The sequence below is a fragment of the Blastomonas sp. CCH9-A1 genome (genome assembly GCF_001557175.1).
In the GTDB taxonomy this organism is placed as follows: domain Bacteria; phylum Pseudomonadota; class Alphaproteobacteria; order Sphingomonadales; family Sphingomonadaceae; genus Blastomonas; species Blastomonas delafieldii_A.
In genome coordinates this window covers 56,902-71,009 of the sequence record NZ_LSHM01000062.1, presented here as the reverse complement: position 1 = coordinate 71,009, position 14,108 = coordinate 56,902, and the positions used below count along the sequence as shown (strand labels likewise).

Genomic DNA, 14,108 nt, shown 5'->3' with positions numbered 1-14,108 from the left:
CTCATATCACAGAGAAGCCATCCCAAAAGGGGTCTTTGTCGTCGATCCAGATGGTATTGAAACCCGTCGCGATCGCCGAACCCTGGATCGAGGGAATGATCGCGCGCCGCCCGCCAAGCTCGATTGAATCTTCCACCCGGCCGATAAAGCGGCTGCCGATATAGCTTTCGTGCACGAAACGCTCACCGGCCTTCAGCACGCCCTTGTGCGCGAGATGCGCCAGCCGCGCCGATGTTCCCGTGCCGCAGGGCGAACGGTCGATCGCGCGCTCGCCATAGAAGACCGCGTTGCGCCCGTCCGCACCCTCGCCTTTGGGCGCATCGGCCCAGAGCACATGGCTCACCCCCCGGATCCGGTCGTCGAGCGGGTGCACCGGCTCGATCCTTTCGCGCAGCATCGCGCGGATCGTGCGCGCGTGCTCGATCAGCCGCGTTGCACCCAGATCGTCCAGGCCCGTATAATGGCCCTGCGGCTCGACGATCGCGTAGAAATTTCCGCCATAGGCGATGTCGACCGAAAGCGCCCCCAGGCCCGGCACGTCGATCTCGACGCCTTCTGCCGCCACGAACGAGGGGACGTTGCGGATGCGCACCCAGGCCACCCTGTCGCCCTCGCGCGCATATTCGATTTGAATATCGCCGGCCGGCACCTCGACCTTGAGCAGGCCGGGCTCGCGCGGCTGGATCAGCCCGTGTTCGAGCCCGAAGGTGATCATCCCGATCGTGCCGTGCCCGCACATCGGCAGGCAGCCCGAGGTTTCGATGAACAATATGCCGACATCGTTCTCGGGCCGGGTGGGCGGGTAGAGAAACCCACCCGACATCATGTCATGCCCGCGCGGTTCGAAGCACAGGCCGGTGCGGATCCAGTCGAACCGCTCAATGAAATCCATCCGCCGCTCGGCCATCGAGGACCCGCGCACCAGCGGCGCGCCACCGACCACCAGACGAACCGGATTGCCCGCCGTATGGCCGTCTATGCAGAAGAACGTGTGCCGCATGCGCGATCAGGCAGCCGCCGCGACATCGGGCACGGGCCGGGTCGCCGCGCATTGCTCGACCCAGGCGATCACGTCGGCGCGGCGCTGACCGGTCAGCGGCATGCGCGGCATGCGCACGCGTTCCGACCCGCGCCCCATGATCTGTTCGGCGAGCTTGATAGACTGGACCAGGTCGTGTTCGGCATCGAGATGCAGCAGCGGCATGAACCAGCGATAGATGCGCAGCGCTTCGGCATAATCGCCGCGCCGCTGCGCCGCGACCAGCGCCACCGATTCGCGCGGGAAGGCGCTGGTCAGGCCGGAGACCCAGCCCGATGCGCCCAGCATCAGCCCTTCGAGCGCGACATCGTCGAGCCCCGCCATCACCGTGTAGCGATCGCCGAAGCGGTTGATCAGGTCGGTGAAGCGGCGCGGATCGGGCGCGCTTTCCTTGATCGCCACGATATTGGGCACGTTCTCGAGCCGGGCAAGCGTGTCGAAATCGACATTGACGCGATAGGCGGGCGGGTTGTTGTAGAGCATGATCGGTAGGCTGGTCGCCTCGGCCACAGCGCGGAAATGCGCCTCCAGCTCTTCAACCTTGGGCACATAGACCATGCACGGCAGCAGCATCAGCGCATCCATGCCGATCGCTTCTGCGGCCCTGGCATATTCGATCGCGCGGCTGGTGGTGAATTCGGACACGCCCGCGACCAGCGGAACGCGTCCGCCGACCGCCTCGACCGCGCCCTTGAGCACGGCGAGCTTCTCGTCGGCTTCGAGCGAATTGTTCTCGCCGCAGGTGCCCAGGATGATGAGGCCATCAACGCCATCATCGACCAGCGCCGATTGCACCTTTTGCGTCGCATCATGATCGATCGCGAGGCTTTCGGTGAACTGGGTGGTGGCGGCGGGATACACTCCCTGCCAAAGCGTCTTGTGAGCCGTCATTGTCGCGGAAATCCCCTGTTGCGATAAAATCGTATACGATTATAGGATGGGACCTGCAAGATGAAAAACAGCAGCCATCCTTCGCGCGCGACCGCTCTCGTCATTGGCGGAGGCCTTGTCGGCCTCTGTGCGGCGCTGCAGCTGCAGCGCGCGGGCGGCATCGTGACAGTGTTGGAGCCGCAAGAAAAGCCGCAAGGTGCCTCCTGGGGCAATGCCGGGCATATCGCGGTCGAGCAGGTCCAGCCGCTCGCCTCACTGGCGACGATCCGCAGCGCCTGGGGCAGAATGCATCCGCGCGGGGCCTTGGGGCTTCCCGCTGCACAGATCGGCACCTGGGGTCCCTTTGCGCTGCGCCTGATGCGTGCCAGCACGCCCGCACGTTTTGCCAGCGGCACGGCGGCGCTCTCGGCGCTTCTCGCCCAGGCGATGCCCGCATGGAAGCGCACGAGCTGGCTCACCGGTACCGCGCACCTGCTGCGCGAGGATGGCCATTTCGTCGCCTGGGAAAGCGAAGCGAGCGCGGCAAAGGGCCGCGCCTTCTGGACCGGTACCGATATCGGCACCGCCAGCGTCCGCGATGCGCGCGCGGACGAACTGGCAGCGATTCGCGACCTGGCGCGCGGAACACAGATAGCCGGCGCGGTGCGCTTTGCTGGGTCGGGTCAGATCGCCGATCTCGCTGCGCTCGCCGATGCCCTGCGCTCTGCGCTGGTCGAGGGCGGGGGCGCGATCCGGCAGGGCCAGGCTGATGGCATTGCGCTCGAGGGCGACCAGGCGGTCGTCCGGCTGAGCGCCGAGACACTGCGCGCCGACCATATCGTGCTCTGCGCAGGGGCAGCCTCTGCCGAGCTTCTGCGACCGATGGGTGCGCGCATTCCGCTGATCGCCGAGCGCGGCTATCATATCCAGTCACCGACGAGCCGCTGGCCGCAGGACATGCCCCCGGTCGCGTTCGAGGACCGCTCGATGATCGTCACCCGCTTTGCCGGCGGCTTGCGCGCCGCCAGCTTTGTCGAATTTGCCGCGCGTGCCGCGCCGCCCGATCCGAGCAAATGGGCGAGGCTGCGCGCCCATGTCGCCGAGCTCGGCCTGCCCTTCGACCTGCCAGGGGAGCCCTGGATGGGCGCACGCCCGACCCTGCCCGATTATCTGCCGGCTATCGGCCGCAGCGCGCGCGCGCGCAATCTGCTATACGCCTTCGGCCATCAGCATCTGGGGCTGACGCTGGCGGCGATTACCGGAGAGCTGGTTGGCGCACTGGCGGCAGGACAACCGACCGCAATCGATCTGGCGCCGTTCGACCCGGCGCGCTTTGGAGGAACGACATGAAAGGCATTGGCGGATCGACCGCGACCGAGCAGCTGGCCGAACTTGGCCCCTGGCAGGACGCCGCCCCGGCTATTTCGCGCGAGGAAAGGCTGGCGCGGATCGAAAGGGCGCGCAAGCTGACCCGCGAGTCCGGGGCCGATGCGCTGATCGTCGGCGCAGGCACGAGCCTGCGCTATTTCGCGGGCGTCCCCTGGGGTGGCACCGAACGGCTGGTGGCGTTGCTGATTCCGGTCACCGGCGATCCCGTCATGATCGCCCCCTATTTCGAGCTGGGGTCGCTGCAGGCGGAACTGGCAAGCGAGCTGGAAATCCGGCTTTGGCAGGAGGATGAATCGCCCACGGCTCTGGTCGCCGATGCCTGCCGCGCCTGGAATGCCACCACGCTGGCGATCGATCCCGCGCTGCCCTTCCTGTTCGTCGATCGCATCGCGAAGAGCGCGCCCGGCCTCGCGCTGACCAGCGGCGCGCCGGCGATCGACGGCTGCCGGATGCACAAGTCCGCTGCAGAGATCGCGCTGATGCAGCAGGCCAAGTCGATGACACTCGAGGCGCACCGCCGCGCTGCGCTGATCCTGCGCGAAGGCATCAAGGCGAGCGAAGTCATCCGCTTTATCGGTGACGCGCACCGCGCGATGGGCGGTCCCGGCAACACGTTCTGCATGGTCCAGTTCGGACGCGGATCGGCGTTTCCGCATGGGCTTCCCGGCGATCCCGAACTGCATGAGGGCGACATGGTGCTGATCGATACCGGCACCACGGTGCACGGCTATCATTCGGACATCACGCGCAGCTATGTCTTCGGCACGCCCAATGACGAGCAGCGCCGCATCTGGGACCTGGAATATGCGGCGCAGGCCGCTGCCTTCGACGCCGCCCAGCCAGGTGCGCCCTGCGAGAGCGTCGATGCCGCCGCGCGCCGCGTGCTCGAAGCCGCCGGGCTCGGCCCCGATTACGCGCTGCCCGGCCTGCCCCACCGCACCGGCCACGGCATCGGCCTGTCGATCCACGAACCCGCCTATCTGGTCCGCGGCGACACCACCCCGCTGGCGACCGGCATGTGCTTCTCCAACGAACCGATGATCGTCATCCCCGACCGGTTCGGCATCCGGCTGGAGGACCATTTCTACATGACCGACAACGGCCCGCGCTGGTTCACCGAGCCGCAACCCGCGATCGACGCGCCGTTCGGGTGATCGCACGACCATAATCGTTGGACGCGCGGCCGGGTGATGTTAGGCCGCGCAGATGGTTTCGTTGTCGCCGCCCTCGCCGCTCCCCACCCGCACCCCGCGCCGCTGGTATGCGCAGCTTTATGTGCAGGTGCTGGTGGCGATCGTCGCGGGCGTCGCGCTCGGGCATTTCGCGCCGGAGACCGGGGCTGCGATGAAGCCGCTGGGCGATGTGTTCATCAAGCTGGTCAAGATGGTGATCGCGCCGGTCATCTTCCTCACCATCGTCACCGGCATTGCCGGCATGCGCGATCTGGCGAGCGTGGGGCGCGTCGCGGGCAAGGCCTTTGCCTATTTCCTGACCTTCTCCACGCTCGCCCTGATCGTCGGGATGATCGTCGCCAATGTCGTACAGCCGGGCGCGGGGCTCAACATCGACCCGGCGACGCTCGATACCGGCAAGGTCAGCGAATATACCGCCAAGGCGCAGGAATCGAGCATCACCGGTTTCCTGAGCAGCATCGTGCCCGACACGTTTCTCGCCTCGCTGAGCAGCGGCAACCTGCTCCAGGTGCTGTTCGTGTCGATCCTGTTCGGCATCTCGCTCGCGATGATCGGGAACAAGGGCGCGCGGCTGCTCGATCTGCTCGAGGATGCCTCGGCCGCGTTCTTCAAGCTGGTCGGCATCGTGATGAAGGCGGCCCCCATCGGCGCGTTCGGCGCGATGGCCTTCACCATCGGCGAATATGGCATCGGCACCCTCGCCAATCTCGCCGCGCTGGTCGCGACCTTCTACCTTACCTCGCTGCTGTTCGTGCTGGTCGTGCTGGGTGCAGTGGCGCGGTTGTGCGGCTTTTCGATCCTGAAGCTCGTCGCCTATCTGCGCGCCGAACTGCTGCTGGTACTGGGCACCTCGTCCTCCGAAAGCGCCCTGCCCTCGCTGATCGAGAAGATGGAGCGCGCGGGCTGTCCGAAGACGGTCGTGGGCCTGGTCGTGCCGACCGGCTACAGCTTCAACCTCGACGGCACCAATATCTATATGACGCTGGCCGCGCTGTTCATCGCGCAGGCGTGCAATGTCGAGCTGTCGATCGGCGAGCAACTGCTGCTGCTGGGCGTCGCGATGATCTCGTCCAAGGGCGCGGCAGGCGTTACCGGAGCAGGCTTCATCACGCTGGCGGCAACGCTGTCGATCGTGCCCTCGGTGCCGGTCGCGGGCATGGCGCTGATCCTGGGGATCGACCGGTTCATGTCCGAATGCCGCAGCCTCACCAACTTCATCGGCAATGCGGTCGCGACCGTGGTGGTGTCGAAATGGGAAGGAAGGCTGGACAAGGAACAGTTCGACCTTGCGCTGGCCGACCGGTTGCCGCGTGTCGAGGATCTGCCCGATGATGCGGTAGACCCCTGAGGGGCCTCAACCCCTGAGGCTCAGGCTTTCTCTTCGTCGAGCAACGCGGCAGGCGACAGGCCGATGCGCCGCATCTGGCGCAGCACCGGCGGCCAGACATGCTGGAGGAAATCCTCGCGCTCCATCGCGCGCAGCTTGTCGACGGCCCCTGCGGCGACATACATGCCCACCCCGCGCTGGACCTCGACCAGTCCCTGGTCCTGGAACATCTGGTACGCCTTGGCGACCGTCAGCGGATTGGCCTGTTGCTCGGCAGCGAACGCCCGAACCGAAGGCAGCATATCGCCTTCCGCGTATACACCGTCGAGAATCGAGGCGGCGATGATGTCGCGGAGCTTCAGGTAAACGGGTTTGGAGTTGTCTGCCATCACTGCTTCACTGCCATAATACAGCGTGGCAGGTCAAGTGGATTCAATGCGGGGCTTTTTGCGCAGCAATCGTAGGGGTTATCCCTGGTCGGGTGGCAGTCCGCCATAGGCAGTGATCGCCTCGAAGATCGCGGTCAGCGCTTTGCGCTCATCACGCGAAATCTCGGGCCGCCAGATTTCGAACAGCAGGATGATCCGCGTCGCCTGACCCCGGTTCCACGCCTCGTGCTCGATGCTGTCGTCGAAGATCAGCAGCCTGCCCTGCTGCCAGGTCCGCGTCTCGTTGCCGACGCGGATCGCGCAATCGGCATTGGTGATCAGCGGCAGGTGACAGATCAGCCGGGTGTTGAGCATGCCATTGTGCGGACGGATATGCGTGCCCGGGCGCAGCAGCGAATAGAGCGCCATGGGCGAGCGCGCGGCAATCACCGGCATCGGCGCCGTCGCGAGCGCAGCCATGGTCACCGGCGCCTGGGCGGCATGGTCGGGGACGGGCACGCCATTTTCCCACAGATAATGCGCGCCCCAACTGGGGTCGTCGCGCAAGGGATTGGCTGCGGCGGGCCGGTCGGGACGGGTCTGGACATAGGGGCTGAAATCGCCCGGCTGCCGTTCGAGCAGCGCTTCGAGCTCCGCGCGCATGGAGTCCGCCTGGGCTTCGAAGCCAGCCGCCCAGTCGAATTCGGCCGCCTCGTAGAATTGCCGCTGCGGCAGGCCGGGAAAATAGAAGCTGGTCGGCTCCTGCACATAGACCTGCCTGCGCCCCAGCAGCAGATCGAGCGCCATGTCGACACGCGGTGATACGGAACCTGGGGCAATGCCCTTGCCTGCCAGCTGGTCGGCCAGGAACGCGGCATATTCGCCTTGCGCCTGTTGCAGATATTGCTGGCCCTGTTGCAGCAGCGGGATCATCGCCTGTGGCACCTGATCGGGCGCGTGATCGGCCACCGCCAGCGCCGTGGTGTAGAAGGACGAAGCCGCCCGCGAATCGCCAAGCGCCGCTTTGTGTCCCGCCATCAGCAGCAGACCGCCCAGATGTCGCGGCTCTTCTGCCAGAAGCTGGACCAGCGCATCGCCCTGGCCGGCGGCGTCGCCCGCCATCTGGCAGGCCTGGGCCAGCAGGAACCAGGGCGGCACCTCGCCCGGGGGCGGATCGTTGACGACATTGGTCAGCAGATCGCGCGCGCGTGTCGCATCGCCGCTGCGCAGCGCGGTTATGGCCTGCTGGATGATAATGCTGGCGTGCTGGCGATCCATCATCCGTGTCTAGCCAGCGACGAACCGAATGACCAGCGGATGCTTCGCGTCAGACTCCGGCGACAGCGTCACCGACATTGATGCGCTGGCCGTTGGTGATGATGACAACATCGCCCAGCTTCACCTGTTCGAACAGCAGTTTGGCAAAGGCGGTCGGCACGCCGATGCAGCCGCGTGTGCCATAGCCCCATTCGACATCGCTGCCATGGATCGCGACACCATCGTTGGTCAGCCGCATCATGTATGGCATCGGCGCATCATACAGGTTGGAAACGTGATCGGCATCCTTCTGGGTGATCGGGAAGGCCCCGAGCGGTGTCGGCTTTTCCGGGGTACCGTAAAGGATCACCGCGACGCCGATCTCGTGCCCGTCGCGGAACACCGAAAGCGTCTGCGCGGCGAGGTCCACGGTGATCAGCAGCGGGCCGGTCGCAGGAGCGTTGCTTTCGTCCCAGTAATAATTGCCATGCCTCAGCGGACCATCGATCGTCATCACGCTCTTGATCGCATAGCCCGCCTGCTCGGGCGTCGTGATGGCGGGATCGGCCTTGGCCAGCACGGGCGTGGCCGCCTCAGCCGCCTGTGCCTGCGTACCGGGCAGCGCCGCCCTGGCGACCGGCTGCATTGCGGCATCGCCGGGCGCGCTGGTGATCATGGCTCCCACGAGCGCACCGATACCGACCAGCATGCCGCCGCCTGCCACCTGCCGTGCCTTGGGCCATTTCATGGTTCGCTGCTCCCGTCGTGCAATGCGTTAACGCCACCTCAATGCGGCCTTTACGAGATGCTAACCAAATGGCTGCCGAATCGCCAGCGGTGCGATGGCCCCGTCCCCCGGCGGGACGGTGACGGACGGTCGGGTTAAGCAATAGGGTTACCGGCTGGGGCTGGCGCGCAGGCGGCAGTTATGGGTTGCTTATCGCGGCCCATGCGCCTATATGGCGATCCATCCCGACATGGTTGCTGAGACTTGACGGGCCGGCGCCTCGCGGGGCCGGCACGAACGAGCTTTTGCTGCCCTGCCGACAGACCAACCTATCAGAAAGCTTATCGTTGACCGATCTTGCCGCCGTCGCTGCCCTTGTCGAACCCGAAGCCCAGGCGCTCGGTTTCGATCTGGTGCGCGTGCACCTGTTCGGTGCGGGCGATGACCGTACGCTGCAGATCATGGCCGAACGGCCCGAGACCGGCCAGCTCAACATCGACGATTGCGCCAGCCTGTCGCGCCGGATTTCGGACGTGTTCGATGCGCTGGAAGAAGCCGGCAAGGACCCGGTGCCCGGTGCCTATCGACTGGAAGTCAGCTCGCCCGGCATCGATCGTCCGCTCACCCGGCTCAAGGATTACGGCAACTGGCTGGGCCATGAAGCACGGCTGGTGCTCGCCGAAGCCGCACAGGGCCGCAAGCAGCTGACCGGCGAGCTGCTTTCGCTCGAGGGCGAGATGATCTCGGTCAACGACAAGAAGGTCGGCCATGTCACCGTGCCCTTCGGCCAGGTGCTCAGCGCGAAGCTGATGCTGACCAACAAGCTGATCGCCGCCACCCGCCCGCTCGACACCAGCGGTGTGGACGATATCGAAGAAATCGACGAAAACGCAGATCTCGAAGAACAGGAAGACTGATCATGGCCAGCGCCATTTCTGCCAACAAGGCTGAACTTCTCGCCATCGCCAACTCGGTGGCGACCGAAAAGATGATCGACAAGGCCATCGTGCTCGAAGCGATGGAAGAGGCGATCCAGCGCGCGGCGCGGGCCCGCTATGGCGCGGAAAACGACATCCGTGCCAAGCTCGATCCGGTCAGCGGCGACCTGCGCCTGTGGCGCGTCGTCGAGGTGGTCGAGACGGTCGAGGACTATTTCAAGCAGGTCGATGTCAAGCAGGCACAGAAGCTGCAAAAGGGCGCGGTCGTCGGCGACTTCATCGTCGACCCTCTCCCCGCTGTGGACCTGGGCCGCATCGACGCGCAGGCCGCCAAGCAGGTGATCTTCCAGAAGGTCCGCGATGCCGAGCGCGAGCGTCAGTTTGACGAGTTCAAGGATCGCGTCGGCGAGATCATCACCGGCGTCGTCAAGTCGGTCGAATTCGGCCATGTCATCGTCAATCTGGGCCGCGCCGAAGGCGTGATCCGCCGCGAACAGCAGATTCCGCGCGAAGTCGCCCGCGTCGGCGACCGCATCCGCGCGATCATCCTCAACGTCCGCCGCGAGAACCGTGGCCCGCAGATCTTCCTCAGCCGCGCGCATCCCGATTTCATGCGCAAGCTGTTCGAGCTGGAAGTGCCGGAAATCTACGACGGCATCATCCAGATCAAGGCCGCTGCGCGCGATCCGGGCAGCCGCGCCAAGATCGGCGTGATCAGCTATGACAGCTCGATCGATCCGGTCGGCGCATGCGTCGGCATGAAGGGCAGCCGCGTGCAGGCCGTCGTCCAGGAAATGCAGGGCGAGAAGATCGACATCATCCCCTGGTCGGAAGACACCGCGACCTTCGTCGTCAACGCGCTGCAGCCGGCCACGGTCAGCCGCGTGGTGATCGATGAGGAAGAGAGCCGCATCGAGGTCGTCGTTCCCGACGATCAGCTGTCGCTCGCCATCGGCCGTCGCGGCCAGAACGTGCGTCTGGCCAGCCAGCTCACCGGTTCTGCCATCGACATCATGACCGAGGCGGAATCGAGCGAGAAGCGCCAGAAGGAATTTACCGAGCGTTCGGAAATGTTCCAGAACGAACTCGATGTCGACGAAACGCTGTCGCAGCTGCTGGTCGCCGAAGGCTTCAGCGAGCTCGAGGAAGTCGCCTATGTCTCGCCCGACGAGCTTTCGAGCATCGAGGGCTTTGACGAGGAACTGGCCGAAGAGCTGCAGAGCCGCGCGCAGGAAGCGCTCGAGCGCCGCGAAGAGGCCTCGCGCGAGGAACGCCGCGCTCTGGGCGTCGAGGATGCGCTGGCCGAGCTGCCGCACCTCACCGAAGCCATGCTGGTGACCCTGGGCAAGGCGGGCATCAAGACGCTCGACGATCTGGCCGATCTCGCCACCGACGAGCTGATCGCCAAAAAGCGCACCGAGCAGCGTCGCCGCGACAACTCGGCCCCCGCCAACAAGCGGCCCGAGGACAAGGGCGGCGTGCTTGCCACCTATGGCCTGACCGAAGAGCAGGGCAACGAGATCATCATGGCCGCACGCGCGCACTGGTTCGAGGACGAGGATGCGAGTGCAGACGGGGAGGACGCGCATGCGGAAACTTCCCAATGACACGGCCGGTGATCTTCTAACCGACGACGCCACCGACATTTCCGCCGACAAGGCGGATGGCCCGATCCGCCGCTGTATCCTCAGCGGCGAACGGGCGGAGCGTGGCGCGCTGATCCGGCTGGCAATCAGCCCCGAGGGCCAGGTCGCTCCCGATGTGCGTGCGCGTGCCCCCGGGCGCGGCGCGTGGATCGGCGTGACCCGGCCCGAGCTCGAAGAGGCCATCGCCAAGGGCCGGATGAAGGCGGCCCTCGCGCGTGCGTTCAAGATCGGGCCGATCACCGTGCCCGACGATCTTCCTGCCATGATCGAGGAAGCGCTCACCCGCGCCCTGCTCGACCGGCTGGGGCTGGAATCGCGCTCGGGCACGCTGCTGACCGGATCGGACCGCATCGCCGAGGCGGCGCGGCGCGGCAAGGTGTGGCTGCTGCTGCATTCGAGCGACAGCTCGCCCGACGGCAATGCGAAGCTCGACCAGGCCTGGCGCGTCGGCAGCGATGCCGAAGGCAGCGGCCAGCGCGGAACCGTATTGCCTGTAGACCGCACCCGCCTGTCTGTGGCATTGGGGCGCGACAACGCGGTCCATGTGGCGCTGACCGATCAGCGCGCCGCCGCCCGCATTGACCAGTTTCTTGGCCGATTGCTGCATTTCAAAGGGGAGGGGGCCGTGCCCGGCCCCGGCGAGCCAGTCTAGCCCGCTCTGGCGTGCGCGGACATGCCCCGTGCGGACCGGCGATGCCTGATGCATCGCCCGATATGAGAATTTATTGAGGATTGAGTCTGTTCGATGAGTGAAGATACCGAAAACAAGCCGACACTGGGTCGCAAGCCGCTGGGGCTGAAGCGTTCTGTCGAGGCTGGCGAAGTCAAGCAGACGTTCAGCCATGGTCGCACCAACAAGGTCGTGGTCGAGGTCAAGCGCCGCAAGCTGGTCGGCAAGCCGGGTGAAGCGCCTGCTGCCGCGCCTGCCCCTGCGCCCGCTCCGGCGCCCACCCCTGCCCCCGCCGCAGCTCCGCCGCCGCCGCCGCGTCCGCAGCAGCCGGTTTCGGCGCTGAGCCGCCGCGAGCTGCAGGAAAAGCTGCTGCGCGAGGCCGAGGAAGCACGTCTGGCATCGCTCGAGGAAGCGCGTCGCCGCGAGACCGAGGAGCGTCAGCGGGCCGCCGAGGAAGCGCGCCGCAAGGCCGAGGAAGCGCGCAAGGCTGCGGCTGAACCCGCGCCTGCGCCTGCCGAAACACCCGCACCTGCGGCCGAGACGCAGCAGGTGCCTGCGGCCGAGCCGGTCGAAGCCAAGACCGAGGCCGCGCCTGCCGCCAAGGACGCGGCCAAGCCTGCCAACGAAGAAACGCGTGCGGCCCCGCCGCCGCGCCGGTTCACGCCGGTCGCCCCTGCCCCGCGCCCCGAAATCAAGCCCAAAAAGCCGGCCAGCACCAAGGTGGTCGACAACCGTCGCCAGGCAGGCAAGCTCACCGTCAGCAAGGCGCTGAACGAAGGCGATGGCGGTGCACGAGCCCGCAGCCTTGCCGCGCTCAAGCGTGCGCGTGAAAAGGAGCGCCGTCTGCACATGGGCGGCCAGAGCCGCGATGCGCAGCCCAAGCAGGTGCGCGACGTCGTCGTGCCCGAAGCAATCACCGTCCAGGAACTCGCCAACCGCATGGCGGAAAAGGGCGCGGACCTGGTCAAGTCGCTGTTCAAGATGGGCATGATGGTCACCGTCAACCAGACGATCGACCAGGATACCGCCGAACTGCTGGTCGAGGAATTCGGCCACAAGATCACCCGCGTGTCCGATTCCGATGTGGAAATCGATCACGAGGCGGATGTCGATGCGGCCGAAACGCTGAAACCCCGTGCGCCGGTGGTCACCATCATGGGCCATGTCGACCATGGCAAGACCAGCCTGCTCGATGCGCTGCGCGGCACCGATGTGGTGGCGGGCGAAGCCGGCGGCATCACCCAGCATATCGGCGCCTATCAGGTGCAGGTGAAGTCGGGCGACAAGATCACCTTCCTCGACACGCCGGGCCACGCCGCCTTTACCGAAATGCGTGCGCGCGGGGCCAACGTCACCGATATCGTCATCCTGGTGGTGGCGGCCGATGACGGCCTGATGCCGCAGACGATCGAGGCAATCAACCACACCAAGGCCGCGGGCGTGCCGATGATCGTGGCGATCAACAAGGTCGACAAGGACAGCGCCAACCCGCAGAAGATCCGCGAGCGCCTGCTCGAGCACGAGGTCATCGTGGAAGCGATGTCGGGCGACGTGCAGGACGTGGAAGTTTCCGCGCTCAAGAAGATCAACCTCGACGAACTGGTCGACAAGATCCTGCTCCAGGCCGAACTGCTCGAGCTCAAGGCCAATCCCGATCGTGCTGCCGAGGCCGTGGTGGTCGAAGCCAAGCTCGACAAGGGTCGCGGCCCTGTCGCCACCGTGCTGGTGCAGCGCGGCACGCTCAAGCGCGGCGACGTGTTCGTCGTCGGCGAACAGTCGGGCAAGGTGCGCGCGCTGATCAACGACAAGGGCAAGCAGGTCAACGAGGCCGGCCCGTCGATCCCGGTCGAAGTGCTGGGCCTGACCGGCGTGCCGTCGGCAGGCGACAAGCTGACCGTGGTCGAGAACGAGCAGCGTGCCCGCGAAGTCGCAGACTATCGCCGCCAGAAGGCCTTGGAAAAGCGCACGACCATGGCGCCTGCGAGCATCGACACGATGTTCTCGGCACTCTCGGCCAACCGCGCCAAGGAATATCCGGTGCTGGTCAAGGGCGACGTGCAGGGTTCGGTGGAAGCCATTGTCGGATCGCTCAACAAGATCTCGACCGACGACATCAAGGCCCGCGTGCTGCACTCGGGCGTGGGTGCGATCACCGAATCCGACGTGACCTTGGCCAAGGCCTCGAACGCGCCGATCATCGGCTTCAACGTCCGCGCCAATGCCCAGGCGCGCGCGCTGGCCGAACGCGACGGCGTGCGCTTCAAATATTTCGACATCATCTATGACCTGCTCGACGACATCAAGGGCGAGATGGCGGGCGTGCTGGGTCCGGAGCGGATCGAGACCGTGGTTGGCCGTGCGGAGATCAAGGAGATCTTCCCGGCAGGCAAGAAGGACAAGGCAGCGGGTCTGCTGGTCACCGACGGCTTCATCCGCAAGGGCCTGTATGCACGCATCACCCGCGACGATGTCATCGTGAGCAAGACGAGCATCGCCTCGCTGCGCCGCTTCAAGGACGACGTGGCCGAAGTCCGTGCGGGTCTGGAATGCGGCGTCGTGCTGCAGGATACGAACGACATCAAGCCGGGCGATATCCTGGAGACGTTCGACGTCGAGATGCGCGATCGCACGCTGTAAGGCATGATCCCCGCCGCCCGGCAACGGTCGGCGGGGTATCGTGAAGG

At 65.9% G+C, this 14,108-nt stretch carries 12 protein-coding genes; 7 read left to right on the top strand and 5 right to left on the bottom strand.

Annotation, left to right across the window (positions count from 1 at the left end; translation table 11 throughout):
- Window position 1: 1 nt before the first annotated feature.
- Both AX725_RS16900 and AX725_RS16895 read right to left on the bottom strand, forming a co-directional pair.
- A complete protein-coding gene (locus AX725_RS16900; RefSeq protein ID WP_066112747.1) occupies window positions 2-1,000 on the bottom strand; it encodes a 4-hydroxyproline epimerase in 999 nt (332 codons plus the stop codon).
- A 6-nt stretch (window positions 1,001-1,006) separates the two neighbouring features.
- Entirely contained in the window at window positions 1,007-1,930 is a 924-nt protein-coding gene (locus AX725_RS16895) for a dihydrodipicolinate synthase family protein (protein ID WP_060978512.1), read from the bottom strand.
- A 60-nt stretch (window positions 1,931-1,990) separates the two neighbouring features.
- On the opposite strand from AX725_RS16895, the gene AX725_RS16890 reads away from it, so the two are divergent.
- Genes AX725_RS16890 through AX725_RS16880 form a run of 3 tightly spaced genes read left to right on the top strand, consistent with a single transcriptional unit; the run spans window position 1,991 to window position 5,839 of the window.
- Window positions 1,991-3,259, top strand: coding sequence for an NAD(P)/FAD-dependent oxidoreductase (locus tag AX725_RS16890; RefSeq protein WP_060978511.1), 1,269 nt, complete (start codon window positions 1,991-1,993; stop codon window positions 3,257-3,259).
- The gene (locus AX725_RS16885; RefSeq protein ID WP_060978510.1) at window positions 3,256-4,452 is read left to right on the top strand and encodes a M24 family metallopeptidase; all 1,197 of its coding nucleotides are present in this window, start codon (window positions 3,256-3,258) and stop codon (window positions 4,450-4,452) included. Before AX725_RS16890 ends, AX725_RS16885 begins: the two co-directional genes overlap by 4 nt.
- 52 nt (window positions 4,453-4,504) lie before the next feature.
- Entirely contained in the window at window positions 4,505-5,839 is a 1,335-nt protein-coding gene (locus tag AX725_RS16880; protein ID WP_060978509.1) for a dicarboxylate/amino acid:cation symporter, read from the top strand.
- 20 nt (window positions 5,840-5,859) lie between these two features.
- Here the strand turns inward: AX725_RS16880 and AX725_RS16875 are convergent, their stop codons facing one another.
- The 3 genes from AX725_RS16875 to AX725_RS16865 all read right to left on the bottom strand — a co-directional run bounded on the left by AX725_RS16875 (window position 5,860) and on the right by AX725_RS16865 (window position 8,191).
- Window positions 5,860-6,207: a GntR family transcriptional regulator gene (locus tag AX725_RS16875; RefSeq protein WP_060978508.1), complete on the bottom strand. Its 348-nt coding sequence runs from the start codon at window positions 6,205-6,207 to the stop codon at window positions 5,860-5,862.
- A 78-nt stretch (window positions 6,208-6,285) separates the two neighbouring features.
- Window positions 6,286-7,467 (bottom strand): aspartyl/asparaginyl beta-hydroxylase domain-containing protein, encoded by a 1,182-nt coding sequence (locus AX725_RS16870; protein WP_060978507.1) that lies wholly within the window; start codon window positions 7,465-7,467, stop codon window positions 6,286-6,288.
- A gap of 46 nt (window positions 7,468-7,513) precedes the next feature.
- The gene (locus AX725_RS16865; protein ID WP_060978506.1) at window positions 7,514-8,191 is read right to left on the bottom strand and encodes a L,D-transpeptidase family protein; all 678 of its coding nucleotides are present in this window, start codon (window positions 8,189-8,191) and stop codon (window positions 7,514-7,516) included.
- A 326-nt stretch (window positions 8,192-8,517) separates the two neighbouring features.
- On the opposite strand from AX725_RS16865, the gene rimP reads away from it, so the two are divergent.
- The 4 genes from rimP (at window position 8,518) to infB (ending at window position 14,061) form a co-directional block, all read left to right on the top strand.
- On the top strand, window positions 8,518-9,087 hold the full coding sequence (gene rimP, locus AX725_RS16860) for a ribosome maturation protein RimP (RefSeq protein ID WP_196490369.1): 570 nt from the start codon (window positions 8,518-8,520) through the stop codon (window positions 9,085-9,087).
- Window positions 9,088-9,089: 2 nt separating this feature from the next.
- Window positions 9,090-10,715 (top strand): transcription termination factor NusA, encoded by a 1,626-nt coding sequence (gene nusA / locus AX725_RS16855; protein ID WP_060978504.1) that lies wholly within the window; start codon window positions 9,090-9,092, stop codon window positions 10,713-10,715.
- On the top strand, window positions 10,696-11,406 hold the full coding sequence (locus AX725_RS16850; RefSeq protein ID WP_060978503.1) for a DUF448 domain-containing protein: 711 nt from the start codon (window positions 10,696-10,698) through the stop codon (window positions 11,404-11,406). The genes nusA and AX725_RS16850 overlap by 20 nt, the downstream gene beginning before the upstream one ends.
- A gap of 93 nt (window positions 11,407-11,499) precedes the next feature.
- Window positions 11,500-14,061: a translation initiation factor IF-2 gene (gene infB, locus AX725_RS16845; RefSeq protein ID WP_066111093.1), complete on the top strand. Its 2,562-nt coding sequence runs from the start codon at window positions 11,500-11,502 to the stop codon at window positions 14,059-14,061.
- Window positions 14,062-14,108: the final 47 nt, after the last annotated feature.

What these genes read in the sequence shown, in the direction of transcription:
- AX725_RS16870 (WP_060978507.1), bottom strand. Translation starts at nt 7,467, where the DNA reads ATGATGGATCGCCAGCACGCCAGCATTATCATCCAGCAGGCCATAACC.
- AX725_RS16895 (WP_060978512.1), bottom strand. Translation starts at nt 1,930, where the DNA reads ATGACGGCTCACAAGACGCTTTGGCAGGGAGTGTATCCCGCCGCCACC.
- nusA (WP_060978504.1), top strand. Translation starts at nt 9,090, where the DNA reads ATGGCCAGCGCCATTTCTGCCAACAAGGCTGAACTTCTCGCCATCGCC.
- AX725_RS16885 (WP_060978510.1), top strand. Translation starts at nt 3,256, where the DNA reads ATGAAAGGCATTGGCGGATCGACCGCGACCGAGCAGCTGGCCGAACTT.
- AX725_RS16865 (WP_060978506.1), bottom strand. Translation starts at nt 8,191, where the DNA reads ATGAAATGGCCCAAGGCACGGCAGGTGGCAGGCGGCGGCATGCTGGTC.
- AX725_RS16880 (WP_060978509.1), top strand. Translation starts at nt 4,505, where the DNA reads ATGGTTTCGTTGTCGCCGCCCTCGCCGCTCCCCACCCGCACCCCGCGC.
- AX725_RS16900 (WP_066112747.1), bottom strand. Translation starts at nt 1,000, where the DNA reads ATGCGGCACACGTTCTTCTGCATAGACGGCCATACGGCGGGCAATCCG.
- AX725_RS16890 (WP_060978511.1), top strand. Translation starts at nt 1,991, where the DNA reads ATGAAAAACAGCAGCCATCCTTCGCGCGCGACCGCTCTCGTCATTGGC.
- infB (WP_066111093.1), top strand. Translation starts at nt 11,500, where the DNA reads ATGAGTGAAGATACCGAAAACAAGCCGACACTGGGTCGCAAGCCGCTG.
- AX725_RS16850 (WP_060978503.1), top strand. Translation starts at nt 10,696, where the DNA reads ATGCGGAAACTTCCCAATGACACGGCCGGTGATCTTCTAACCGACGAC.
- AX725_RS16875 (WP_060978508.1), bottom strand. Translation starts at nt 6,207, where the DNA reads ATGGCAGACAACTCCAAACCCGTTTACCTGAAGCTCCGCGACATCATC.